This is a genomic window from Pseudomonas sp. B19(2017) (assembly GCF_002113165.1).
GTDB lineage: Bacteria > Pseudomonadota > Gammaproteobacteria > Pseudomonadales > Pseudomonadaceae > Aquipseudomonas.
In genome coordinates this window covers 13,005-37,178 of record NZ_NEJR01000025.1, presented here as the reverse complement: position 1 = coordinate 37,178, position 24,174 = coordinate 13,005, and the positions used below count along the sequence as shown (strand labels likewise).

Genomic DNA, 24,174 nt, shown 5'->3' with positions numbered 1-24,174 from the left:
TGCAAAGCAGCCCCGAAATCCCCCAGGATGTTTCTTACATCCTGCAACGCTCTATCCCACAGCCCCCGCGCCATCCTCTGCCATACTCCGCCGTACACAGTTTGAAATAGTCGCCCGATTGAATCGGCACGGCCGGCACCTTATATACCCCGCAGTAAGCGACAACTCATCCGTCAGGAGAACGTAACAACCATGATGCGCATTCTGTTGTTTGTAGCCACCAACCTCGCGGTGGTGCTGGTTGCAAGCATTACCCTGAGCCTGTTCGGTTTCAACGGGTTCATGGCCGCCAACGGGGTCGACCTGAACCTCAGCAGCCTGCTGGTGTTCTGCGCCGTGTTCGGCTTTGCCGGCTCCCTCGTCTCGCTGTTCATCTCCAAGTGGATGGCGAAGATGACCACCGGTACCCAGATCATCAGCCAGCCGCGCACCCGCCATGAGCAGTGGCTGCTGCAAACGGTCGAAGAGCTGTCCCGTGAAGCGGGCATTAAAATGCCCGAAGTGGGTATCTTCCCGGCATACGAGGCCAACGCCTTCGCCACCGGCTGGAACCGCAACGACGCGCTGGTAGCCGTGTCACAGGGCCTGCTGGAGCGCTTCTCGCCCGATGAAGTGCGCGCGGTGCTGGCCCACGAGATCGGCCACGTGGCCAACGGCGACATGGTCACCCTGGCGCTGGTGCAAGGCGTGGTGAACACCTTCGTGATGTTCTTCGCCCGTATCATCGGCAACTTCGTCGACAAGGTAATCTTCAAGAACGAAGAAGGCCAAGGCATTGCCTACTACGTGGCAACCATCGTTGCCGAGCTGATCCTGGGCATTCTGGCCAGCATGATCGTGATGTGGTTCTCGCGTCGCCGCGAATACCGCGCCGACGAGGCCGGTGCGCAACTGGCCGGTACCGCAGCGATGATCGGCGCCCTGCAACGCCTGCGCGTGGAGCAAGGCCTGCCGGTGCACATGCCCGACACCATGAAGGCGTTCGGCATCAATGGCGGCCTGAAGCACGGCCTGGCCGGGCTGCTGATGAGCCACCCGCCGCTGGAAGACCGTATCGAGGCCCTGCGCCGTCGCGGTTGATCCAACCGGTAAAAAAAAACAAAGGGCGACTTCGGTCGCCCTTTTTTGTACTGGCTGCACCGGCCTCTTCGCGGGCTCGCCCGCTCCCACCGGTACCCCACAGCTATCAAGGCCTTTGGAGGACCTGTGGGAGCGGGCAAGCCCGCGAAAGGGCCAGTGCAGGCTACCTATCCGTCAGCGGCTGACTCGGTAAACCCGCTCCAACAAGCTCGATACCCCGGCCTGCAAAAACTTCGGGCTCTCCTCAATCACCTCCACAACCTCCAGCTCATCCACCTGCCACCCGGCAAACCCCTGCCGCAGCTCTTCATCCCCTACCGAAAACGGCGGCCCGCCCAGCAAGGATTGGTCGTAATCCAGGGTCACCACCACCCCTTGGCACCCCGCCGGCAGCAAACCCGACAACAACTGCATGTACGCCCCACGCATATGCGGCGGCAAGGCAATCACCGCCGCCCGGTCATAAAACCCCGCGCAGTCGCCAATATCCCCTGCCTGCAAGGCAAAGAAATCGCCGCACCACAATTCCACGTCACCACTGCGCCAGACCTCGAAAGCCCCGCGCTGCTGCACCTCGGGCTGCAACCCATGCTCGCAAAAGAAGTCCTCCACCGCCCGCCGCGACAGCTCTACACCCGACACCCGATACCCCTGCCCTGCCAGCCAGGCCAGGTCCAGGCTCTTGCCGCACAACGGCACTAGCACGCGGCTGCCCGGCACCAGACCGAGGGCTGGCCAATACTTCTGCAGATAAGGGTTCACCTGCGCCTGGTGAAAGCCGATCTGGTTGTCGGCCCACCGCTGCTGCCAGAACGCTGGCTCCATGATCACTCCCGATTTTTAGATGGTTTGTCGGTAAAAACTGGTTTGGATTTCGATCTGTAGTTGATCGAAGATGAGTGCATCTTAACCGTCAGGACCCCGCCATGCTGCCCAGCCTGTTCATTTCCCATGGTTCCCCCATGCTTGCCCTGCAACCCGGCGCCAGCGGGCCAGCGCTGGCCGGGCTGGCCAACGCCCTGCCCCGGCCGAAAGCGATCGTGGTGGTGTCGGCGCACTGGGAAAGCCGCGAACTGCTGGTCACCGCCAGCGTGCAGCCGGAGACCTGGCATGACTTTTATGGCTTCCCACCTGCTTTGTATGCGGTGCAGTACCCGGCGCCGGGTGACCCGACCCTTGCCAGCCAGGTCAGCGAACTGTTGCAGGCTGCCGGGCTGTCAGCACGGCTGGACCCGCAGCGGCCACTCGACCACGGCGCCTGGGTACCGCTGTCGCTGATGTATCCGGATGCGAATATTCCGGTGTTGCAGGTTTCACTGCCCAGCCACATGGGGCCGGCGCTGCAGGTCAAGGTGGGCCAGGCGCTGGCGGGGTTGCGTGCCGAGGGTGTGCTGCTGATTGGTTCGGGCAGCATTACCCACAACCTGGGTGAACTGGACTGGCATGCCGGGCCGGATCTGATCGAGCCTTGGGCACTGACGTTCAGGGATTGGGTGGTGGAAAAGCTTCGGGTGGATGACCAGCAAGCCTTGCTGGGTTATCGGCAGCAGGCGCCGTTTGCGGTGCGCAACCATCCCAGTGATGAGCATTTCCTGCCGCTGTTCTTTGCCCTTGGGGCTGGGGGCAAGTTTGGGGTTGTGCACCAAGGGTTCACTTTGGGGGCACTGGGGATGGACATTTATCGGTTCGGCTGAAAGGCCTCTTCGCGGGTTTGCCCGATCCCACAGGTCCTCCACAGGCCTTGAGAGCTGCGATGTACCTGTGGGAGCGGGCAAGCCCGCGAAGAGGCCCTGACAGGCAAAAAAATCCCCGACCGAGGCCGGGGATTTTTTCATTGCGCCAGGATCAATCCTCGCGGTAGCGACGCAGCTTCAGCTGCTTGCCAGCCACGCGGGTGTCCTTGAGCTTGGACAGCAGCTTCTCAAGGCCATCTTCCGGCAGTTCGACCAGGCTGAAGCTGTCGCGCACCTGGATGCGTCCGATGGCGTCACGGGCCAGGCCACCTTCGTTGAGGATCGCGCCCAACAGGTTCTTGGCAGCGATACCGTCACGGGCACCCAGGGCAGTACGGCAACGCACGCGGCCTTCGGCCAGCGGCATCGGCGCACGGCGCTCGCGGTCACCACGGTCCGGACGCTCGCCACGCTCACCACGCTCGGTACGCTCACCACGCGGGGCAAAGGTTGGTACCAGCGGCTGCTCACGCTCTACCGCGGCCAGGTCCAGCGCCTGGCCATTGGTGGCCTTGCGCAGCAAGGCCGAGGCCAAGGCACGGGCGCTGCAACCCAGGTCGTTGGTGAGGCGGTCGAACAGCTCGCCATGGGTGGCTTCTGCTTCGGCTACCAGCGGCGCCAGGCTGTTGGTCAGCTTCTTGATGCGGGCGTCCAGCACGGCCTGGGCATTCGGCAGGCGGGCTTCGGCAACTTTCTGCCCGGTAACGCGCTCGATCACCTGCAGCATGCGGCGCTCACGCGGGGTAACCAGCAGCAACGCACGGCCATCGCGACCGGCACGGCCGGTACGGCCGATACGGTGTACGTAGGACTCCGGGTCGTACGGCATGTCAACGTTGAACACGTGAGTGATGCGCGGTACGTCCAGGCCACGGGCAGCAACGTCGGTAGCAACGACGATGTCCAGGCGGCCATCCTTGAGCGAGTCAATCACGCGCTCACGCTGGTTCTGGGCGATGTCGCCGTTCAGCGCGGCAGCCTTGTAACCCTTGGCTTCCAGCGCGGCGGCCAGGTCCAGGGTGGCTTGCTTGGTACGCACGAAGGCGATCAGCGCGTCGAACTCTTCCACTTCCAGCAGACGCAGCACAGCCGGGATCTTCTGGTCGGCGTGGACCATCAGGTGGGCCTGCTCGATCGCGGTAACGGTCTGGGTCTTGCTCTGGATCTTGACGTGCTTGGGCTCGCGCAGGTGGCGTTCGGCGATCGAGCGGATCGACGACGGCAGGGTGGCGGAGAACAGCACGGTCTGACGGCTGGCCGGGATGGCATCGAAGATCACTTCGAGGTCGTCCATGAAGCCCAGCTTGAGCATCTCGTCGGCTTCGTCCAGTACCAGGTACTGCACGGTCGACAGGACTTTTTCGTCACGACGCAGGTGGTCGCACAGGCGGCCCGGGGTGGCCACGACGATTTGCGCGCCGTTGCGGATCGCGCGCAGCTGTGGGCCCATCGGGGCACCACCGTAGACGGCGACCACATTCACGCCCGGCATCTGCTTGGCGTAGGTTTCGAAAGCGGTAGCAACTTGCAGCGCCAACTCACGGGTTGGCGCCAGGATCAGGGCTTGCGGTTCGCGCTTGCTCACATCGATCTTGTTGAGGATCGGCAGGGCGAAGGCAGCGGTCTTGCCGGTGCCAGTCTGCGCCTGGCCGATCATGTCGTGACCGGCGAGGATGATCGGGATCGATTGTTGCTGAATGGCGGACGGCTCTTCGTAGCCGGTCGCCAGAACGGCAGCAACAATATTCGCGTTGAGATCGAGAGCGGCGAAGCCGCCGGTTTCCTGGGTCATGGGTCTGCCTCTAGGTGCATCCGCAAAGACCCATGCTCCAAAGCTGCACAAGCCATGAAAGACCGACAGGTCACCCAGGCAGCTTTGGCGGCGGGGATTTGCGAAAACGATTGAAAAAAAAACGTGGGAAAGTCCGCCTAGCGGACGTGCAGCCGAAGCTGGACTCGGAGGGTTTGCACCACCTGATTTTGCGGTCCGCTAAAAGACCGGCGCGTACTATACCCGAAATCGTGCGGGTACGTGAGGAATATTTTCAGGGTGCAAAGCCAGTATCAGGCCATCAGCAATAGGCGGCTGAAACGATTCCTGCCTGCGATACCGCGTCGCCTGATTCGCGGGCACGCCCGCTCCCACAGGATACACACCGCCCTTGAGCACAGTGATATCTCTGTGGGAGCGGGCGGGCCCGCGAAGAAGCAAACTCAGGTAGCCGGGCGAATCTCGCGGATCAGCCCATCAAGGCTATACCCCAGGCGCGGCGCCAGCGCCTCGGCCCGGGCCCTCAGCCCATCCAGGTCCAGCGTCTGCTCCAGGTCCGCCGGCACCAGCAAGATCACATTGCCCTCCTTCACCGGCAGCTCCCAGTAATGCCGGTGATACAAGCCGCGCAGCAACGCCGCGCCCAGCGGCTTGCCATCGTCGGTGGCCCACTGGTTGATCACCAGCCAACCACCCGGGTTCAGCTGTTGCTGGCAGTTCTCCAGGAAGTTCCAGGCCAGGTGGCCCACTCCCGGCCCATGGTCGGTGTACAGGTCGACGAACAGCAGGTCGGCCTTCTCGGCCGTGGGCAACAGCTCCAGGGCATCGCCGATGCGCACATACAGCCGCGGGTCGTCGTCCAGGCCCAGGTATTCCATGGCCAGGCGCGGCACATCCGGGCGCAGTTCGATGGCCTCGATGTCGTCCAGCGGCAGGAACTTCATGCAGGCCTGGGTCAGCGTGCCGGCCCCCAGGCCGAGAAACAGCGCGCTCTCCGGCTGCTCGTGGCACAGCGCCCCCACCAGCATGGCGCGGGTATAGTCGTACTCCAGCCAGCTGGGGTCGGCGGTGAACACGCAGCTCTGCTCGATCGCATCGCCGAATTCCAGAAAGCGGTAGTCGTCGACTTCATACACGCTGATGACGCCAAAGGCATCTTCCACCCGTGCCAGTAGCCGCTCTTCCCGTTCCGCCGCCATGCTCACCCCACCCGCGCAAAAACGCGCATTGTCCGCCAACACCCTCGATGCAACAAGCGCAGCGCCAACTGTTACCATGACCCATAGCCTACAACCGACAAGACCGAGCCCGAGATGAACCAACCGTGGAGCCCCGACAGCTGGCGCGCCCTGCCGATCCAGCAGCAACCGACCTACCCCGACGCCGCGCACCTGCTGAAGGTCGAGCAGACGCTGGCCAGCTACCCGCCGCTGGTGTTCGCGGGCGAGGCACGCGAGCTGCGCCGGCAGTTCGCCGAGGTCACCGAAGGCCGCGCCTTCCTGCTGCAGGGTGGCGACTGCGCCGAGAGCTTCGCCGAATTTTCGGCGGCGAAAATCCGCGACACCTTCAAGGTGCTGCTGCAAATGGCCATTGTCATGACCTTCGCCGCCGGCTGCCCCGTGGTCAAGGTCGGGCGCATGGCCGGGCAGTTCGCCAAGCCGCGCTCATCGGGCGATGAAACCATCGGCGACATCACCCTGCCCGCCTACCGTGGCGACATCGTCAACGGCATCGGCTTCGACGCGAAAAGCCGCATTCCCGACCCGGAGCGCCTGCTGCAGGCCTACCACCAGGCCACCGCCAGCCTCAACCTGTTGCGGGCCTTTGCCCAGGGAGGGTTTGCCGACCTGCACCAGGTGCACAAGTGGAACCTGGACTTTATCGCCAACTCGGCGCTGGCCGACAAGTACCACCAGTTGGCCAACCGCATCGACGAAACCTTGGCATTCATGCGCGCCTGCGGCCTGGACAGCGCGCCGCAGCTGCGCGAAACCAGCTTCTTCACTGCCCACGAAGCGCTGCTGCTGAACTATGAAGAAGCCTTCGTGCGCCAGGACAGCCTGACCGGCGATTACTACGACTGCTCGGCGCACATGCTGTGGATCGGCGACCGCACCCGCCAGCTGGACGGTGCCCATGTGGAGTTCCTGCGTGGCGTGCACAACCCGATCGGGGTCAAGGTTGGCCCGAGCATGAACCCTGAAGAACTGATCCGCCTCATCGACACGCTGAACCCGGCCAACGACCCCGGGCGCCTGAACCTGATCGTGCGCATGGGTGCCGGCAAGGTCGGCGACCATCTGCCGGGGCTGATCCGCAGCGTCGAGCGCGAAGGGCGCAAGGTGCTGTGGAGCTCTGACCCGATGCACGGCAACACAATCAAGGCCAGCAGCGGCTACAAGACCCGCGATTTTGCGCAGATCCTGGATGAGGTGAAGCAGTTCTTCCAGGTGCACCAGGCCGAGGGCAGCCATGCCGGCGGCATCCACATCGAGATGACCGGGCAGAACGTGACCGAATGCATCGGCGGCGCCCGGCCGATCACCGAGGATGCGCTGTCGGACCGGTATCACACCCATTGTGATCCGCGGATGAATGCTGATCAGTCGCTGGAGCTGGCGTTTTTGATAGCCGAGACGCTGAAACAAGTGCGGCGCTGAATCTTGGATGTGCACGGCACAGGCGCTGCGAACTCCAGCAAGGCACTCCTGCGCTCCCACTCACTTCTTCAACGGGTCATCCCAGAAATGCCGCTCGGCCTCTTGCTGGATGTCCGCCCGGCTCAACCCCAGATCGTGCAAGGTTGCATCACTGAGGCTGGCCAGTTGCTGGCGTTGGCGGTACAGCTGCAGCCAGCGCGCCGGACGCTGCAGAGCTGCATGCCACAGGTGGTTCAGGGAAAAGGCAGTTTGCTGGATGCTGCTGACATGACCTTTCATCGTGAAGCCCTCCGTGTTGATGGCTCCAGTCTCCCGCCAGGCATAAGATCAATCCAACGAATGTTTCTGATGCCATGCATCTCGGAGATTGATGCAATGTCCCAGTACCAGAGCCTCGACGCGGACGTACTGCGCACCTTCGTCGCCATCGCCGAACAAGGCGGCTTCACCCGCGCCGGTGAGGTGGTAAACCGCACCCAGTCGGCAGTAAGCATGCAGATGAAACGCCTGGAGGAGGACATCCTGCAGCGCCAGCTGTTCGAGCGCGACGGCCGCCAGGTGCGGTTGACCGCCGAGGGCCAGGTGTTGCTGGGCTATGCCCGGCGCATCCTCAAGCTGCATGGGGAAGTGTTCAATACCCTGCGCATGCCACACATGGTCGGGGTCGTACGCATCGGCACGCCGGATGACTATGCCATGCGCTTCCTGCCGACCATCCTGTCGAGCTTTGCCCAGGCCTACCCGCTGGTGCAGGTTGAAGTGCATTGCGACTCGTCCAAGCAACTGATGCTGCGCCAGGACCTGGACCTGACCATCGTCACCCGTGAACCGGGCAACGAGATTGGCCAGCTGCTGCGCCAGGAACGCCTGGTATGGGCCGCTGCCGAAGGCTTTTGCCCGCAGGAGCAACGCCCCATGCCGGTGGCCTTGTTCAACACCGACTGTTTTTGCCGGGCCTGGACCTGCAATGCCCTGGAGGCCCAGGGCATCGACTACCGCATTGCCTATACCAGCCCGAGCCTGGCGGCGATCTTTGCCATTGTCACCGCAGGGTTGGCGGTGACCGCGCAGTTGCAGAGCCTGATTGGCGGGAACATTCGTATTCTGGGCGAGAGCGAAGGGCTGCCACAGTTGCCCGTGGCCAATGTGATGCTGGTGCGCAGTACCCAGAACCCTTCACCGATTACCGATTGCATGGCCGACTACATTGTCGACGGGTTCAAGTAACCTGGGGTCGCTTTGCGGCCCCAAAAATCTCAAAGCTCAAACCCGAGCATCACCGCACACACCACCAAAAACACGCAGAACATCGTCCGCAACACCTTCTCCGGCAACGCATGGGCCAACTTCACGCCCCAGCTGATGCTGAGCAAGCCCCCCAGCGCCAACGGAATCCCCACCCCCCAGTCAACACTGTGGTGCACTCCGTAGGTAACCAAGGTCACCAAGGTACTCGGCGCCGCCAGCGCCAGCGACAGCCCCTGCGCCACCACCTGGGTGGTACCGAACACGCTGGTCAGGATCGGCGTGGCCACCACGGCCCCTCCCACCCCGAACAAGCCGCCCATGGTCCCGGCAAAGCTGCCCAGCACACCCAGCCACGGCCAGGCATAGCGCAACTCGGCGCTGGGCGGTGTAACCTTCATGAACATCCGCGCCACGTTCCACACTGCAAGAGCCACCAGGAAGCCGACAAAGCCCAGGCGCATGGAATGCGCATCCAGCCCCACCGCCCAGATCGATCCCAGCCAGGCGAACACGAAGCTACACAGCGACAACGGCAGCGCATGGCGCAACTCGATGCGGTTGCGCTGGTGGTAACGCCACAGCGCCAGCAGCACGTTGGGAACCACCATCACCAGCGCCGTGCCTTGCGCCAGTTGCTGGTCCAGGCCGAACAGCACACCCAGCGCCGGAATCGCGATCAGGCCACCGCCTATACCGAACAGGCCACCCATGGTCCCCAGGGCCGCGCCCAGCACGATATACAACAACCACTCGATCATCAGGGCCTCATCCGTCTATGCACATAATGCGAGTATGCTAACGATTGCAGGCTGGCGGGGAAACGCACAGCAGCGCACAATGGCTGTGCGTTTTTCGCAAAAGCAACGCAGCCATGAGCCCCGATACCCTGACCGACCAGCTAAGCCTGTTCCTCGATGTGCTGGAAACCGGCAGCTTTTCTGCCGCCGCACGCCGCCACCCGCTGACCCCGTCCGCCGTGGCCCGGCGCATCGACAACCTGGAAAGTGCCGTGGGCAGCCGCCTGTTCACCCGCAGCACCCACGCCGTGCGCGCCACACCTGCAGGCAATGCGTTTGCCGAACGGGCCAGGCGCATCATCGAGGAACTGCGCCTGGCTCGCGCCGAGGCGGTGTCACTGAGCAATGCCCCCGAAGGCCTGATCCGCATCGACGCCCCCGCCGCGTTCGGCCGCCGCCACTTGGCCCCGGCCATCGCCGATTTCCTGGTGGCTTACCCAGGCCTGGATGTGCAACTGCGCCTGATCGATAGCTTCGTCGACCTGCATGGTAGCCACTTGGGCGAGGTCGACCTGGTGCTGCGTGCCGGCCCCCTGGCCGACACCCGGCTGGTCGCCACGCCACTGGCTTACATGGTGCGCGTCGCCTGTGCCAGCCCGGCTTATCTGGCCAGCCGCGGCGTGCCCACCTGCCCCAGCGAACTGCCCGGGCACGATGGCCTGGACTGGGATGGCCTGGCGCCGCCATTCGCCTGGCGCTTCAACGTGGCCGGGCAAACCCGTCTCTATCGCCCGTCGCGCATGCGTATGGCCGCCAACAACGCCGAAACCCTGCTGTTCGGCGCCCTCGCTGGCTTGGGCATCGCCCACCTGCCCACCTGGCTGATCAGCGAATACCTGCTGCGCGGCGAACTGATACCGTTGTTTTGCGATGGAGGCTTGCCCAAAGCCGAAACCAGCGGTATTTACGCGCTACGCCTGGAACATGAAACGAACTCTCGCAGCCGTTTGCTGCTCGAATTCCTCAAGAGCCGCTTCAGCCCGATTCCACCCTGGGACCTGGCCTTGCGCAGTGAAATGCACGAGTAACACGCGCTAATGATAAGCGCGCCAGACTTTCCCACTGATTATCTTCAAGGACCTGCATGAACGCCGACACCCAAGCCTCCTGTGACGAGCTGCTGCTGGACAACCAGGTCTGTTTCGCCCTGCACTCCACCTCGTTGCTGATGACCAAGGTTTACAAACCGCTGCTGCAGGCCTTGGGCCTGACCTACCCGCAGTATCTGGCCATGCTCGTGCTGTGGGAGCATGACGGCCTGACCGTAGGCGAGATCAGCCAGCACCTGCTCACCGACCCTGGCTCGCTGACGCCGCTGCTCAAGCGCCTGGAAAGCGAGGGCCTGCTGCAGCGCAACCGTAGCCGCGAGGACGAACGGGTAGTGCTGGTGCAACTGACCGACAAGGGCCGCACCTTGCAGCAGCAGGCCAGGGAAGTGCCGCAGTGCATTCTCAAGGCCAGCGGCCGCAGCCTGGAACAGCTGCAACAGTTGCAGGCCGACCTGCTGGCGCTGCGCGAGAACCTGCAGAACAACCTCTGACAGCTAAGCTGTGCAATGGCCGTTCGGATGAACGGTGACGATTTATCTTGCGCACTAACTAATTGCGCGCTAATTTAAATCGCACACCAACCCGTGCCCTCCTCCAGACAGGGAGCGCACAGCACATTAGCGAGGCTCAAGATGCAAAAGGTCACTCCGCTGTATATCGCTGAAGCTACCTCCACCGGTGGGCGCGACGGCAAATCCCGCTCCAGTGACGGCAAACTGGCGGTCAGCCTGAGCACCCCCAAGGAACTGGGCGGCGCAGGCGGTGACGGCACCAACCCCGAGCAGATGTTCGCCGCTGGTTACTCGGCATGCTTCATCGGTGCCCTGAAATTTGTGGCCGGGCAAGAGAAAAAAGCCCTGCCGGCGGACGCCTCGATCACCGCGAAGGTGGGCATCGGCCAGATCCCGGGTGGTTTCGGCCTGGACATCGACCTGCACATCAACCTGCCGGGCCTGGCCCAGGCCGATGCCGAAGGGCTCGTGGAAAAGGCACACAAGGTGTGCCCGTACTCCAACGCCACCCGCGGCAATGTGGATGTGCGCCTTCACGTGACCGTCTGACGAAGGTGAACGCGACGCGGCCTCTGTGGGAGCGGGCGCGCCCGCGAAGAATTCAACACGGTGGCTGGCACCGGCTGCGCCGGTGTTCGCGGGCATGCCCGCTCCCACAAGGCCCCTGCTAATTCAGTGAGTTATGTGCAGCTCAATGAGAGCTGCCTTGCACGGTTTGAAAATCAGCAGGCACAAAAAAAACCCGGCCAAGGCCGGGTTTTTTGCGTTTCACAAGAAGGATTACTTCTTGGAGCGGCCTTTGAAGCTGTTGTCGCGAGTGTCGATATCGATCCACTCGTCGATCTGGATGAAGTCGGCAACCGAGATCTCGGTACCGTTCTTCAGCTTGGCAGGCTTCATGACCTTGCCCGAGGTGTCGCCGCGTGCAGCGTTCTCGGTGTAGACAACCTGGCGGCTGATGGTGGTCGGCAGTTCAACCGATACCAGACGGCCTTCGAAGAATACGGCTTCGCAGACGTCTTCCATGCCTTCTTCGATGTACGGCAGAACGGCTTCGATGTCCTCGGCGTTCAGTTCGTACATGGTGTAGTCGGTGGTGTCCATGAAGGTGTATTCGTCACCGTTGATGAACGACAGGGTCGCTTCTTTGCGATCCAGGATCACGTCGTCCAGCTTGTCGTCTGCACCGTAGACGGTTTCGGTCTTGTAGCCGGTCAGCAGGTTCTTCAGCTTGGTCTTCATGATCGCGCTGTTACGGCCCGACTTGGTGAACTCAGCTTTTTGAACCAGCCACGGGTCGTTGTCGATCCGCAGGACGGTACCGGGTTTCAGCTCTTTACCAGTTTTCATTACGAAGTATCCGAATCTGGATGGATTTATAAAAATCGAGGCCGCGTATCATAGCGAATTTCGGTAAAAGTGTACTAGCGCTGTGGCAAGGTCCGGCTGAGCGGCCTGTCGCGCGGCCCAAAGCCGGGCATGCTGCTGCAGTTCCGGCCAGTGCCGGCGGGCCGCCTGCCAGGCCTGGCCCATGTCACGGTCCATGTTCCAGGCACGCCAAAGGCCAAGCAGGGCGGCATCGGCATCGTCTGACAAACCGTGACGATAATGCGCCAAAAACGCTTCAAGCTTTTCCCAATGGGCATTCTCGTCCTGCACGTAGATATGCCACAGCATCGGCTGACCGGCCCACTGCGCGCGCACGAACGAGTCCTCGCCGCGCACGGCGTTGAAATCGCAGCTCCACAGCAACCGGTCGTAGTCGTCCTGGCTGACGAAAGGCAGTACCTGTACGGTCAGCACTCCTCGCTTGCGCACGCAGCCCACGGGCAGCGCCGCCTCGCCAAGCCACTGGCTGAGCCCCGCGACAACGCGGCCTTGCGGTACCAGCAGGTGACAGGGTTGCTCGCCTGAGGCCAAGGCATCAAGCCAGTTGCCCAGTTGCGGGTTTTCGTAGGCGAACAGGGAAACCAGCAACGTCCCCGCTTCAGGGTTTACGCCAAGCCCCTGCAAAAATGCCTGCCGTTCGCCCTGCTGGAACGCATCACGCCGCGCCAGCAGCGAGCGCTCGCGCAGCAGGCCACCGGTTTTTTCGGTAAAGCCGGGAAAGAAAAACACCTTGCGCAAGCCATTGGGCTGCGGCGAAGGCAAGCCATGGCAGCCCTCCACCCAGTCCTCGGCACTGAGGTATTCGAGGTTCAGCCACAGCGGCGGCGTGGCGCGAGCACGCATCGCCTCTACATAAGCTACTGGCAACTGGCAGGCGAAGGCACCGATTACCACATCGGCCGGCGCCACCGGCGACCAGGTTACCGGCCACTGGCGCACCTCCACACCGTGCTGCCACTGCTGCGGGGCGCTGGCATCAGCACCCGGGCACATGGGCGTGAACGCATTGAGGTCATCCACCCACAGGCGTACAGCCAGGCCGTGCTCGGCTACCAGCTGCCGGGCCAGGCGCCAGGTCACGCCTATATCGCCGTAGTTGTCGACGACACTGCAGAAGATGTCCCAGGTGGCTTTCATGTGCCCTGCCCTCGCCCGGCGGAAAAACCGCGCATTCTGCGCATAAATTGTCGCTGACAAAAGCACCTGCGCGGAAAAATACCCGGGCGCATGCGACAATGCCTCCCGACCACCTTGCCAGGAGGCTGCCATGCCGCGCCACCGTGAACTGAAGATCACCCTCAAGCCGTTGCCGTTGATCCTGTGCGTTGCCTTTGGCCTGTGGCTGGGCGCCGTGGCCATCGCCGCCAGCCTGTGGCTGGCCCTGCAACTGTGGCCGCAGCAGGTACAGCCACTGGCCCAGGCCGTGGCCCCCGGTGCCGACCGGCCTGCCACGCCGCCGGCGCCAGCCCCTGCGGCGGATGCCCAGGCGGAGATGTTCGAGCGCTACAAGGACATCCTGCACAAGCAGGAACTGCAACAGGCGGCCGAGGCCGCGCAAGGCAACCCGCGCAACCTCAACAGCCCCAAGTGCCGGTTCTGGCTGCAGCAGAACCGCACCGCGCCCACCGATAAAAGCCAGGCCAACGTGCTGGAGTTCTGTTACTGACCATGGACAAGCCCCGCCTGCTGGCGCAGATCGTCGCCACCCTCGAGCATGACCTGGATGTGCTGACCCGCGCAGCGCAAACCGCGTACGAAGCCGCCACTGCCGAAGAGAACATCGCCGAGAACAAGTACGACACCCTGGGCCTGGAAGCCTCGTACCTGGCCACCGGCCAGGCCCGCCGCAGCGCCGAGATCCGCAAGGCGCTGCTGACCTACCAGCAACTGCTGTTGCGTGATTATGACCCGGCACGTGGTGTGCAGATCAGCAACCTGGTAACCCTGGAAGACGAGGATGGTAGCCAGCGCCGGTTGTTTCTTGGGCCTGAGGCAGCGGGGCTGAAGATTGGCGAGGGAGATGGGCTGGTGACGGTGATTACCCCGCGCTCGCCGCTGGGGCAGCAGTTGATCGGCAAGAGGGTTGATGATGAGGTGAGCCTGGGGGCGCAGGCATTGTTCATTGTCGACGTTGTCTGACCGGGCCTCTTCGCGGGCACGCCCGCTCCCACAGGGATATCACAGCACTTGAGATCTGTGGTGTACCTGTGGGAGCGGGCGTGCCCGCGAAGAGGCCGGTACAGGCAATACACAGCTAAAGGGTTTGCAAGGCATCGAACCGCCGCGCCAACCCCTGTTCGGCGAACTGCTCCACCACAAAGTCGATAAACGCCCGGGTCTTGCCCGGTAGCAGCTTGTGCTCGGCGAAATACAGGCTGATATGCCCATCGTCCACATACCAGTCCGGTAGCACCCGCCGCAGGCGTCCACCTTCCAGGTACGGCACAGCAAACGGCAGGCTCACCAGGGCAATCCCCAACCCCTGCTCGGCCACCGCGCAAGCTGCATCCGAATCGCTCATGGTCATCGTCTGGCGCAACTGCAAGGGTTGCTGCACCTGCCAGCGGCTGGTCAACGGCCATGAGCGCACTCGCCCGGTCTGCGGCGAGCGGATCAGGATGCCATCATGCCGTTGCAGCAGCTGTGGGTCGTCAATCGGCGCGTGTCGCCCCAAGTACGCCGGCGCCGCCACCAGCACCCGGTGCGCCGGGGTCAGCTTGCGCGCCACCACCCCAGGCGGCAGATCGAAGCCACCACCTATCGCCGCATCGAAGCCCTGGCCGATCAGGTCGACCTGGCGATTGTCGAAATGCCAGTCCGGGGTGATGGCCGGGTAGCGACGCAGAAACTCACACAGTAATGGCAACACATACAAGCGCCCGAACACCGTGCCCATGCTCACCCGCAACAACCCGGCCGGCTGGCCTTCGCTGCTGGCCAGGTTGGCCACGGCATACTGGATGGTGCGGAAGCTGTCACTGACTTCGCCCAGAAATCGCTGCCCCGCCTCGGTCAGGGTCAGCTTGCGGGTACTACGCTGGAACAACCGCACCCCCAGACGCGCTTCCAGCTGGGCAACGTGCTTGCCTACGGCAGCCGGGGTAATGCTGAGGCGCCTGGCGGCCTCGGCAAAGCTGCCGACCTCGGCACTGCGGATGAAGCACTCCAACGCGTTGAACGATTCCACGGCCATGATTGGCAACCCAAGGTTTACTCTGCTGATAGTGATTGCCATCTTATCAGCAGGTAATCAAACGCCGATACTGCGCCCATCCAAGGCATTCCGGCCTGGCTTCCAGCAGGAGATCAGCATGTCCAAGCAATATACCCTCGAAGGCAAAGTAGCCCTGGTACAGGGCGGTTCCCGCGGCATCGGCGCAGCCATCGTGAGACGCCTGGCCCGCGAAGGCGCACACGTGGCCTTCACCTATGTGAGTTCCGCCGGCCCGGCGCAGGCGCTGGCGCAGGAAATTACCGAAAACGGCGGCAAGGCCTTGGCCCTGAGGGCCGACAGTGCAGACGCGGCGGCCGTGCAACTGGCCGTGGATGACACCGTGAAGGCCTTCGGCCGGCTGGATATCCTGGTCAACAACGCCGGTGTGCTGGCGGTAGCGCCGGTGAGCGAATTCGACCTGGCCGACTTCGACCACATGCTGGCGGTGAACGTGCGCAGCGTGTTCGTCGCCAGCCAGGCAGCGGCACGCTACATGGGCCAAGGGGGGCGCATCATCAACATTGGCAGCACCAACGCCGAGCGCATGCCGTTTGCCGGTGGCGCCCCCTATGCCATGAGCAAGTCGGCGCTGGTCGGCCTGACCCGCGGCATGGCCCGCGACCTGGGGCCGAAAGGCATTACCGTGAACAACGTGCAGCCTGGGCCGGTGGACACCGACATGAACCCGGCCAGCGGCGAGTTCGCTGACAGCCTGATCCCGCTGATGGCAGTCGGGCGGTATGGCGAGGCGGATGAAATTGCCAGCTTCGTGGCTTACCTGGCAGGGCCCGAAGCGGGGTACATTACCGGCGCCAGCCTGACTGTCGATGGCGGGTTTGCTGCCTGATTGAAGGGTTGCCTGTTCCGGCCTCTTCGCGGGCACGCCCGCTCCCACAGGTATCTCACCGGTATCGAACCCTGTGATAATTCTGTGGACCGGGCAAGCCCGCGATAGGGGCGGCACAGGTTGAACCCGCTCCTACCTTCCGTCTGCCACGAGAACTGCATGCATACCCCCACGCTCAGCCGTGCCCTGATCCTGCTGATGGCCACCGCCACCGGCCTGGCCGTCGCCAGTAACTACTACGCGCAACCGTTGCTGCACAGCATCGCCCAGCAGTTCGGCCTGAGCACCGCCAGTGCCGGCAGCATCGTCATTGCCGCGCAGCTCAGCTATGGCGCCGGCCTGCTGCTGCTGGCGCCGCTGGGCGACCTGTTCGAGCAGCGCCGGCTGATCACGGTAATGACCGCCATTTCCACCCTGGGCCTGGTCATCAGTGCCTGCGCACCGAGCCTGCCCTGGCTGATCCTTGGCACGGCGCTGACCGGGCTGTTCTCGGTGGTGGCGCAAATCCTCGTGCCCATGGCCGCGACCCTCAGCGAGCCACACCAGCGCGGGCGCGCGGTCGGCACATTGATGAGCGGCCTGCTGCTGGGCATCCTGCTGGCGCGTACCGCCGCCGGCTTCATGGCCGAGCTGGGTGGCTGGCGCAGCATCTACGTACTTGCCGCGGCGCTGATGGCCATCACCGCCGTGGCGCTGTACCGCAGCCTGCCGCAACACCACAGCCATGCCGGGCTGAAGTATCCGGCGCTGATCGGCTCGGTGTTCCGCCTGTTCCTCGAAGAACCGGTGCTGCGCCTGCGCTCGCTGCTCGGTCTGCTGGCGTTCAGCCTGTTCGCCTTGTTCTGGACGCCACTGGCATTCCTGCTGGCGCAAGGCCCGTACCACTATTCGGACGCCGTGATAGGCCTGTTTGGCCTGGCCGGTGCAGCAGGTGCGCTGTCGGCCAACTGGGCCGGGCGCCTGGCCGACCGTGGCCAGGGCTCGCTGGGTACTACCGTGGGGTTGGTGGTACTGCTGCTGTCGTGGGTGCCGCTGGGCTTTGCCGAACAGTCGTTGCCGGCCTTGCTGCTGGGCGTGCTGATGCTCGACCTGGCAGTGCAACTGGTGCACGTGAGCAACCAGAATGCGGTGATTGCCTTGCGGCCCGAGGCGCGTACGCGGCTGAATGCCGGGTATATCACCTGCTACTTCATTGGCGGGGCGCTGGGGTCGCTGCTGGGCACGCAGTTGTTCCAGTACCAGGGCTGGATGGGGATTGTGGTGGCGGGGTTGGTGATTGGCGGGCTGGCGTTGCTGGCGTGGGGGTTGGCCGAGCGCAACAATGCTTTGCAGGCAGCTCCGCACGACCCTCCGTCGCATGGCCGTTGACTTGCCCGCCCGGGCAGCGCTGAGTAGGCGCTGGTCAATGCCCTTTCCCTGACAGGACGACGTTATGACAAGACTCACGGTGCAATCCGGCGATTTCTTGCAAGGTGAAGGCGAGTATCGCAACGGGTCGCTCACGCTCAAGACCCCGCGCAGCCCCTCCCCGGGCGAGCGGATTTCCCTGGCACGCATCAGCGACCTGCGGCTGGCCAGCCTGGAATCAAGCCGTAGCCTGGGCAGCGCCCTGGGCTGGGGCGTGGCCGGGGCGCTGGTGGCCGGGCCGGTGGGGTTGCTGGCCGGGCTGTGGCTGGGTGGCAAGGAAGAAGAAGCTACCTTCCTGGCTACCTTCAAGGACGGGCGCAAGCTCATGGCCATTACCGATGGCAAGACCTGGTCGAAAATCGATGACAACTGGCGGCAACACAGGCGGCCGGCCAATAAAGGCTGACTGGATATCGCAGGGCCCGGATCGTTTTATGTTGAAGGCGGCGGTAAGATGCCGCCTTTTTCATGGCCTGTATCGGCCTCTTCGCGGGCTCGCCCGCGAAGAGGCCGGCACAGGTGTCGCGCATCCAGGAGCCCCACCGCATGCCCCCGCGTCACCCTCGTCTGCCCCTGAGCCTGCTCAGCCTGGGCCTGGCCCTGCATTGCCCCCATGTGCTTGCCGAAGACAGCGTGTTACTGGCCCCGCTGCAGGTGTCTGACACCTACGCCAACGACGGCTACCAGGCACGCCAGGCAGCGGTAGGTGGCTTCCAGTCCGCCCCCTTGCTCGACACCCCTGCTTCGATCAGCGTGTTCAGCCAGCAACTGCTGGAAGACCGCCAGGTGCGCCAGCTCAGCGAAGTGCTGCAAAGCGACGCCTCGGTGGGCGAAAGCTACGCCCCCATCGGCTACTACGAAAACTTCAATGTGCGCGGCTTCGAGCTGAATGCCGCCAGCAGCTACCGCATCAATGGCCAGACCATCGCCGGCGAGCAGAACGTGGCCCTGGAGAACAAGCAGCAGGTGGAGCTGCTCAAGGGCCTGTCCGGGCTGCAGAGCGGCGTTTCGGAGCCGGGCGGCCTGGTCAACTATGTGACCAAGCGCGCCGAAGACGTGCGCAGCGTCACGCTGTCGACCAACGAACAAGGCGAACGCTACCTGGCCACCGACCTCGGCGGCTGGTTCGGCAGCGAACGGCAGTTCGGCCTGCGTGCCAACCTGGCCCATGAAGACATCCGCTCCTACGTCGACCACGCCGATGGCAAGCGCGACTTCGCCTCGCTGGCCTTCGACTGGCAGATCAACCCGGATGCCACCCTGCAACTGGATGCCGAATACCAGCACCGTGAACAGCGCTCGGTACCCGGTTACCAGTTGCTCGGTGGCAGCGAAGTGCCCCACGGCATCGACCCGGACGACCGCCTGGCCTACCAGCACTGGGCCAAGCCGGTGCAGAACGATTCGCTGAACCTGGGCGGGCGCTTCGAGTACCGTTTCAACGAAGCCTGGACAGGAACCTTGAGTGCCTCGCGCAGCAAGGTGGTGATCGATGACTACAGCTCGTTTGCCTGGGGCTCGAGCGAAGGTGCGTTCTTCGGCGGCAACGGCGACTACGACATTTACGACTTCCGCAGCCCCGACGACACCCGCCGCACCGACGAGGCGCAGGCCATGCTCAACGGGCGCTTCGATGCGCTGGGCGTAGGGCATGAGCTGACTGTGGGCACCAGCGCGCAGCGGCGCACGCTGGATCAGCGCCCCAGCTATATGGAATGGGTAGGTACAGGCAACATCCACACCGGTGCGCCCGCCTTTGATCCATCCGACAAATCCGTCAGGTCTGGCGAACGTCGCCTGGACAGCCGCCAGTACGGGCTGTTCGTTAGTGATCGCATCAGCTTCAACGAGCAATGGCAGACCGTACTGGGTGCCCGTGAAGTACGCCTGGACGAGAAAACCTGGAATGAGGACGGCATATCCGGCCGCCATACCCGGCAGTACGAATTGCTGCCTGACGCTGCGCTTATCTACAAGCCCCAGCCGGATACCACGGTGTACGCCAGCTACGCCAAGGGCCTGTCAGCAGGCGGTACCGCACCGTGGTTCACCGAGAACAAATTCGAAATCCTCGCACCGACGACCTCGCACCAGCTGGAACTGGGCCTCAAGCACGACTGGCAAGGCCTGAGTTTCAGCGCCGCGCTGTTCCAGATCCGCCAGGCATACCAGTACGCCCGCCCGGACGGCGCCGGCCACTTCACCTACGTGCAGCAGGGCCAGCAGAAGAATACTGGTCTGGAGCTGGGGGCAAGTGGCTGGGTGACCTCGAACCTGCAACTGCAGGCCAGCGCCGCGGCCATTCGGGCGCGGCTGCAGAACAGTGGTACCGATGATTATGAAGGCCACCAGGCGATCAACGTACCCAGGTTCCGCGCGGCGCTGCAGGCGGAGTACAGCCTGCCGGTACCGGGGCTGGCACTGCTGGGCGGGGCACGTTACAGCGCCAGCAAGTATGCGAGCCAGGCGGGAAATGTGAAAGTTGGTGGGTATACGGTGTTCGATGTGGGTAGCCGCTACCGCACGCGCATTGGCGGGTATGACACGGTGCTGCGGCTGAGTGTGGATAACGTGCTCGACAAGCGTTATTGGCGCGATGTGGGGGATTACCTGGGGGATAACTACCTGTTCCAGGGGGCACCGCGGACGGCTCGGCTGTCGGCTTCGGTCAGCTTCTAGAATTTTGGGGCCGCAAAGCGGCCCAAAAACAAAAAGCCCCCGGCTTTTCAGCTCGGGGGCTCTTCGTAGAATGTGGCGGTGAAGAAGGGATTTGAACCCTTGATACGATTTCTCGTATACACACTTTCCAGGCGTGCTCCTTCGACCACTCGGACACTTCACCGTTTCTCTTCAAGCCTTGCAGCCTGTCGAGGTGCGCTAATTTAGTGAAAGAGCTTCTCTTTGGCAAGCATTTTTTTCAATTTTTTCATGCATTTGCATTTGAGCCAGAGCGAACGCTGACCGACCGGTCAGCCTTACTGCTTTACCTCGCCCCTGGCGCTGGGTAACGTCGTCGCCACGCCAACAAAAGGACTCTGCCATGAGCGAGCTGATTACCTACCACGCCGAAGACGGCATCGCCACCCTGACCCTGAACAACGGCAAGGTCAACGCCATCTCGCCGGATGTCATCACCGCCTTCAACGCCGCGCTCGACCGCGCCACCGAAGAGCGTGCGGTGGTGATCATCACCGGGCAGCCGGGCATTCTGTCTGGCGGTTACGACCTGAAGGTGATGACCAGCGGCCCGAAAGAGGCAATCAGCCTGGTTACCGCCGGCTCCACTCTCGCCCGCCGCCTGCTGTCGCACCCGTTCCCGGTAGTGGTTGCCTGCCCGGGCAATGCCGTGGCCAAGGGCGCCTTCCTGCTGCTGTCGGGCGACTACCGCATTGGCGTCGACGGGCCCTACAAGGTATGCCTGAACGAAGTGCAGATCGGCATGACAATGCACCATGCCGGCATCGAGCTGGCCCGCGACCGCCTGCGCCGCTCGGCCTTTCACCGCTCGGTGATCAATGCCGAGGTGTTTGACCCGCAGGGCGCAGTGGACGCCGGCTTCCTCGACAAGGTGGTGCCGGCCGAGCAGTTGCAGGATGCCGCACTGGCAGCGGCGCGGGAATTGAAGAAGCTGAACATGCTGGCCCACAAGAACACCAAGCTGAAGGTGCGCAAAGGGCTGCTGGAAGCGTTGGACAAGGCGATCGAGCTGGACCAGCAGCATATGGGCTAACCGGGCGGGCCTCTTCGCGGGCATGCCCGCTCCCACAGGGACAGCGCCAGAGCCGAGGGCAGCGCAGTACCTGTGGGAGCGGGCAAGCCCGCGAAGAGGCCCCAACAGGCTCGCACCAGGGTTTGCCCCAACCAGTGCACATCCGTACACTGCCCGGCGACTGTCTGGTGTGAGTCGTACCATGCTTTATTCATTGCGCATGTTCCTGCTGGCGCTGCATTTCCTTATGGTTGGCACCCTGGGCCTGATCATTGGCCTGTGCCGCCCCTTCAACCCCGACAACAGCCGCGTGTTCGCCCGCCTGTACAGCCTGCCGGCCACCTGGCTGATGCGCATCAGGGTCAAGGCCGAAGTCGGCCCGCTGTGGGACCAGCCGCCCGGCTGCGTGATCGTCGCCAACCACCAGTCCAACTTCGACCTGTTCGTGCTGGGCCAGGTAGTGCCCCGGCGCACCGTCGCCATCGGCAAGAAAAGCCTGGGCTGGATCCCGCTGTTCGGCCAGCTGTTCTGGCTGGGTGGCAACGTGCTGGTTGACCGCAAGAACGCCTACCAGGCACGCAAGGCCATGCAGAAGACCACCCGGGTACTGCAGGACGACACCTCGATCTGGATTTTCCCCGAAGGCACGCGCAATCCCGGCGAGCACCTGCTGGCCTTCAAGAAGGGCGCGTTTCACATGGCCATCGAAGCCGGTGTGCCGATCGTGCCGGTATGCGTCAGCCGCTATGCCAGGCGCCTGAGCCTGAACAGCTGGCGCCGGCGCACGGTGATCGTGCGTTCGCTGCCACCTATCGACACGGCCGGCATGACCCTGCAGGACCTGCCGGCGCTGATCGATCAGTGCCGGGGGCAGATGCAGCAATGCATCGACCGCATGGAAAGGGAGCTGGCCAAGCGCTAGGTTGCTCTTGTGCCCACTACGGCCCAAGCTGTAACCCGTGTCCAACCGGAATAAGCGAACAACCATGGGTCGAGTCGTGGCATCGGCGGTGTACAGCGCCGGCAGAAAGGTCACCAACATCAGCATCGATGAAGGCAGCGAGTGGGCGCGCAAGCCGGGGCACTTTGTGTGGATCGGCCTGGAAGAGCCCAACGCCGAGGAACTGGCCAACCTGCAGTGCCAGTTCAACCTGCACGAACTGGCCATCGAAGATGCCCTGGAAAAGCACAGCCGGCCCAAACTTGAAACTTTCGGCGATGCCCTGTTCATCGTCACCTACTCACCGGTGCGCCACGAAGGCAAGCTGGAGTTCATCGAAACCCACATCTTTGCCGGCAACGGCTACATCATCACCTGCCGCAACGGCCACTCCAAATCCTACGCCCTGGTTCGCCAACGCTGCGAGGCGCGGCCGTTGCTGCTGGAGCACGGCGAAGACTTCGTGCTGTACGCCCTGCTCGACTTCGTCACCGAGAATTACCAGCCGGTCAGCGAGGCCATTCACGGCGAGATCGAAGAGCTGGAGCAGAGCGTGCTTGGCGGCTCGCTGCAGGAGGACGACATCCGCCGCCTGCACAGCCTGCGCCGCGACATCCTGCGCCTGCGCCGCTACGTGGCGCCGATGGTGGAGGTGAGCGAGGAGCTGCAACGCCTGAGCTTCCCGTTCATCGACAAGAACATGCGCCCGTACTTCCGTGATGTGCAGATCCACGTAACGCGGCAGATGGAAGACCTGGCCGGTATCCGTGACATCGCCAGCCAGACCATCGAGATCGGCATGCTGCTGGAATCGTCACGGCAGAGCATCGTGCAGCGCAAGTTCGCGGCCTGGGCGGCGATCCTGGCATTCCCCACGGCAATTGCCGGGGTTTACGGGATGAACTTCCAGAACATGCCGGAGCTGGGGTGGCACTATGGGTATTTCGGGGTGCTGGGGGTGATCGGGCTGGGCTGCACCGCTTTGTATGCCAGCTTCAAGAAATCGGGCTGGCTTTGAGATTGTCGGGGCCGCTTTGCGGCCCCCAGGCATCACGCTGCGGTATCCTTGCTCACCGGCTGCTGGATAAACCGCAACATCCACTCCCCCACCAGGTCGCCCTGGTGCTCGGTGGCCAGGCTGGCCACGGCTTTGTGGTACACCTCATCACCCAGATACGCCTGGCGCGCATCGAGCAGGGCACGGGAGTAGTCGTGCACGAACTCGGGGTGCCCCTGGAAGCACAGCACCTGGTCACGAATGTGGTACGCCGCGTTCGGGCAAAAATCGCTGGAGGCGATCACCGTGGCGCCTTCCGGCAGCTCGGTCACCTGGTCCTGGTGGCTGATCAGCAAGGTCAGCTCCGACACCTCCGGGTCCATCCACGGCGCATGGGCCGCCAGCGAATAGCGATGGATACCTACGCCCCAGCCCTGTTCGGCACGCTCGGCCTTGCCGCCCAGGGTCAACGCCAGCAACTGGTGGCCGAAACACACACCCAGCAGCTTCTCGCCACGCTCGTACAGTTTCAGCAGATAGGCCTTCAGGGTCTGGATCCACGGGTCGGCACCAAACGAGTCGGCTTTGCTGCCTGTCACCAGGTAGGCATCGAACCTTTCGTTGTCGGCGGGGTAATCGCCGTTCATCACGTTGTACACACGAAATTCGGCGGCGATCGGCTGACGCGAGAAGAGCTGCTCGAACATCCTGCCGTAGCCCTGATACTGCGCGGTCAACTCCGGTCGCAGGACATCGGTTTCAAGGATGCAGATGCGTAACGACATAGGGATAGTCCTGAACGACATGGGTGGGAATCTGCT

General features: G+C 63.3%; 24 protein-coding genes, 1 tRNA gene and 1 pseudogene. 16 read left to right on the top strand and 10 right to left on the bottom strand.

What is annotated here, in order from left to right:
* Nucleotides 1-192 precede the first annotated feature (192 nt).
* Nucleotides 193-1,080, top strand: coding sequence for a protease HtpX (gene htpX, locus CAF70_RS24330; RefSeq protein WP_003259721.1), 888 nt, complete (start codon nt 193-195; stop codon nt 1,078-1,080).
* Nucleotides 1,081-1,254: 174 nt separating this feature from the next.
* On the opposite strand, the gene CAF70_RS24325 is transcribed toward htpX, so the two are convergent.
* Nucleotides 1,255-1,905 (bottom strand): thiopurine S-methyltransferase, encoded by a 651-nt coding sequence (locus tag CAF70_RS24325; RefSeq protein WP_085627175.1) that lies wholly within the window; start codon nt 1,903-1,905, stop codon nt 1,255-1,257.
* A 101-nt stretch (nt 1,906-2,006) separates the two neighbouring features.
* Between CAF70_RS24325 and CAF70_RS24320 the strand changes: the two genes are divergently transcribed.
* Complete coding sequence (locus CAF70_RS24320) at nt 2,007-2,774, top strand: class III extradiol ring-cleavage dioxygenase (protein ID WP_085627173.1); 768 nt, start codon at nt 2,007-2,009, stop codon at nt 2,772-2,774.
* Nucleotides 2,775-2,925: 151 nt separating this feature from the next.
* Here CAF70_RS24320 and CAF70_RS24315 read toward each other — a convergent pair.
* Both CAF70_RS24315 and CAF70_RS28000 read right to left on the bottom strand, forming a co-directional pair.
* A pseudogene (locus tag CAF70_RS24315) lies at nt 2,926-4,639 on the bottom strand (DEAD/DEAH box helicase).
* Nucleotides 4,640-5,027: 388 nt separating this feature from the next.
* On the bottom strand, nt 5,028-5,783 hold the full coding sequence (locus CAF70_RS28000; RefSeq protein WP_085627169.1) for a spermidine synthase: 756 nt from the start codon (nt 5,781-5,783) through the stop codon (nt 5,028-5,030).
* 114 nt (nt 5,784-5,897) lie between these two features.
* On the opposite strand from CAF70_RS28000, the gene CAF70_RS24305 reads away from it, so the two are divergent.
* Nucleotides 5,898-7,244 carry a class II 3-deoxy-7-phosphoheptulonate synthase gene (locus tag CAF70_RS24305; protein WP_085627167.1) on the top strand — a complete coding sequence of 449 codons (1,347 nt, stop codon included), beginning with the start codon at nt 5,898-5,900 and terminating at the stop codon, nt 7,242-7,244.
* A 60-nt stretch (nt 7,245-7,304) separates the two neighbouring features.
* On the opposite strand, the gene CAF70_RS24300 is transcribed toward CAF70_RS24305, so the two are convergent.
* Nucleotides 7,305-7,523 carry a DUF1127 domain-containing protein gene (locus CAF70_RS24300; protein WP_085627166.1) on the bottom strand — a complete coding sequence of 73 codons (219 nt, stop codon included), beginning with the start codon at nt 7,521-7,523 and terminating at the stop codon, nt 7,305-7,307.
* Between the two features lie 96 nt (nt 7,524-7,619).
* On the opposite strand from CAF70_RS24300, the gene CAF70_RS24295 reads away from it, so the two are divergent.
* The gene (locus tag CAF70_RS24295) at nt 7,620-8,471 is read left to right on the top strand and encodes a LysR substrate-binding domain-containing protein (RefSeq protein WP_085627195.1); all 852 of its coding nucleotides are present in this window, start codon (nt 7,620-7,622) and stop codon (nt 8,469-8,471) included.
* Nucleotides 8,472-8,500: 29 nt separating this feature from the next.
* On the opposite strand, the gene CAF70_RS24290 is transcribed toward CAF70_RS24295, so the two are convergent.
* Nucleotides 8,501-9,250, bottom strand: coding sequence for a sulfite exporter TauE/SafE family protein (locus CAF70_RS24290; protein WP_085627164.1), 750 nt, complete (start codon nt 9,248-9,250; stop codon nt 8,501-8,503).
* 113 nt (nt 9,251-9,363) lie between these two features.
* Between CAF70_RS24290 and CAF70_RS24285 the strand changes: the two genes are divergently transcribed.
* The 3 genes from CAF70_RS24285 (at nt 9,364) to CAF70_RS24275 (ending at nt 11,399) form a co-directional block, all read left to right on the top strand.
* The gene (locus CAF70_RS24285; protein ID WP_085627162.1) at nt 9,364-10,317 is read left to right on the top strand and encodes a LysR family transcriptional regulator; all 954 of its coding nucleotides are present in this window, start codon (nt 9,364-9,366) and stop codon (nt 10,315-10,317) included.
* Between the two features lie 56 nt (nt 10,318-10,373).
* The gene (locus tag CAF70_RS24280; protein WP_085627160.1) at nt 10,374-10,829 is read left to right on the top strand and encodes a MarR family winged helix-turn-helix transcriptional regulator; all 456 of its coding nucleotides are present in this window, start codon (nt 10,374-10,376) and stop codon (nt 10,827-10,829) included.
* A 141-nt stretch (nt 10,830-10,970) separates the two neighbouring features.
* Nucleotides 10,971-11,399, top strand: coding sequence for an organic hydroperoxide resistance protein (locus CAF70_RS24275; protein ID WP_085627158.1), 429 nt, complete (start codon nt 10,971-10,973; stop codon nt 11,397-11,399).
* Nucleotides 11,400-11,630: 231 nt separating this feature from the next.
* Here the strand turns inward: CAF70_RS24275 and efp are convergent, their stop codons facing one another.
* Both efp and earP read right to left on the bottom strand, forming a co-directional pair.
* Nucleotides 11,631-12,200 carry an elongation factor P gene (gene efp / locus CAF70_RS24270; RefSeq protein ID WP_013971530.1) on the bottom strand — a complete coding sequence of 190 codons (570 nt, stop codon included), beginning with the start codon at nt 12,198-12,200 and terminating at the stop codon, nt 11,631-11,633.
* Nucleotides 12,201-12,248: 48 nt separating this feature from the next.
* Nucleotides 12,249-13,376 (bottom strand): elongation factor P maturation arginine rhamnosyltransferase EarP, encoded by a 1,128-nt coding sequence (earP, locus tag CAF70_RS24265; protein WP_085627156.1) that lies wholly within the window; start codon nt 13,374-13,376, stop codon nt 12,249-12,251.
* A 130-nt stretch (nt 13,377-13,506) separates the two neighbouring features.
* On the opposite strand from earP, the gene CAF70_RS24260 reads away from it, so the two are divergent.
* Entirely contained in the window at nt 13,507-13,905 is a 399-nt protein-coding gene (locus CAF70_RS24260; protein ID WP_085627154.1) for a hypothetical protein, read from the top strand.
* Nucleotides 13,906-13,907: 2 nt separating this feature from the next.
* Entirely contained in the window at nt 13,908-14,378 is a 471-nt protein-coding gene (locus CAF70_RS24255; protein WP_085627153.1) for a GreA/GreB family elongation factor, read from the top strand.
* A 115-nt stretch (nt 14,379-14,493) separates the two neighbouring features.
* Here the strand turns inward: CAF70_RS24255 and CAF70_RS24250 are convergent, their stop codons facing one another.
* Nucleotides 14,494-15,432 carry a LysR family transcriptional regulator gene (locus CAF70_RS24250; RefSeq protein WP_085627151.1) on the bottom strand — a complete coding sequence of 313 codons (939 nt, stop codon included), beginning with the start codon at nt 15,430-15,432 and terminating at the stop codon, nt 14,494-14,496.
* 118 nt (nt 15,433-15,550) lie between these two features.
* On the opposite strand from CAF70_RS24250, the gene CAF70_RS24245 reads away from it, so the two are divergent.
* The 4 genes from CAF70_RS24245 to CAF70_RS24230 all read left to right on the top strand — a co-directional run bounded on the left by CAF70_RS24245 (nt 15,551) and on the right by CAF70_RS24230 (nt 20,386).
* Nucleotides 15,551-16,300 carry a 3-oxoacyl-ACP reductase family protein gene (locus CAF70_RS24245; RefSeq protein WP_085627149.1) on the top strand — a complete coding sequence of 250 codons (750 nt, stop codon included), beginning with the start codon at nt 15,551-15,553 and terminating at the stop codon, nt 16,298-16,300.
* 159 nt (nt 16,301-16,459) lie between these two features.
* Nucleotides 16,460-17,668, top strand: coding sequence for an MFS transporter (locus tag CAF70_RS24240; protein ID WP_085627146.1), 1,209 nt, complete (start codon nt 16,460-16,462; stop codon nt 17,666-17,668).
* A 64-nt stretch (nt 17,669-17,732) separates the two neighbouring features.
* Nucleotides 17,733-18,113 carry a hypothetical protein gene (locus CAF70_RS24235; protein ID WP_085627145.1) on the top strand — a complete coding sequence of 127 codons (381 nt, stop codon included), beginning with the start codon at nt 17,733-17,735 and terminating at the stop codon, nt 18,111-18,113.
* Nucleotides 18,114-18,253: 140 nt separating this feature from the next.
* The gene (locus tag CAF70_RS24230) at nt 18,254-20,386 is read left to right on the top strand and encodes a TonB-dependent siderophore receptor (protein ID WP_085627143.1); all 2,133 of its coding nucleotides are present in this window, start codon (nt 18,254-18,256) and stop codon (nt 20,384-20,386) included.
* 73 nt (nt 20,387-20,459) lie between these two features.
* Here CAF70_RS24230 and CAF70_RS24225 read toward each other — a convergent pair.
* A tRNA-Ser gene (locus CAF70_RS24225) sits at nt 20,460-20,549 on the bottom strand.
* Nucleotides 20,550-20,747: 198 nt separating this feature from the next.
* Between CAF70_RS24225 and CAF70_RS24220 the strand changes: the two genes are divergently transcribed.
* The 3 genes from CAF70_RS24220 (at nt 20,748) to CAF70_RS24210 (ending at nt 23,374) form a co-directional block, all read left to right on the top strand.
* Nucleotides 20,748-21,437, top strand: a complete 690-nt coding sequence (locus tag CAF70_RS24220; protein ID WP_085627141.1) for a crotonase/enoyl-CoA hydratase family protein — start codon at nt 20,748-20,750, stop codon at nt 21,435-21,437.
* A 181-nt stretch (nt 21,438-21,618) separates the two neighbouring features.
* Complete coding sequence (locus CAF70_RS24215; RefSeq protein WP_085627139.1) at nt 21,619-22,338, top strand: 1-acyl-sn-glycerol-3-phosphate acyltransferase; 720 nt, start codon at nt 21,619-21,621, stop codon at nt 22,336-22,338.
* Between the two features lie 64 nt (nt 22,339-22,402).
* Nucleotides 22,403-23,374 carry a magnesium and cobalt transport protein CorA gene (locus tag CAF70_RS24210; RefSeq protein ID WP_015269363.1) on the top strand — a complete coding sequence of 324 codons (972 nt, stop codon included), beginning with the start codon at nt 22,403-22,405 and terminating at the stop codon, nt 23,372-23,374.
* A 32-nt stretch (nt 23,375-23,406) separates the two neighbouring features.
* On the opposite strand, the gene CAF70_RS24205 is transcribed toward CAF70_RS24210, so the two are convergent.
* Complete coding sequence (locus CAF70_RS24205) at nt 23,407-24,138, bottom strand: amidotransferase (protein ID WP_085627138.1); 732 nt, start codon at nt 24,136-24,138, stop codon at nt 23,407-23,409.
* Nucleotides 24,139-24,174: the final 36 nt, after the last annotated feature.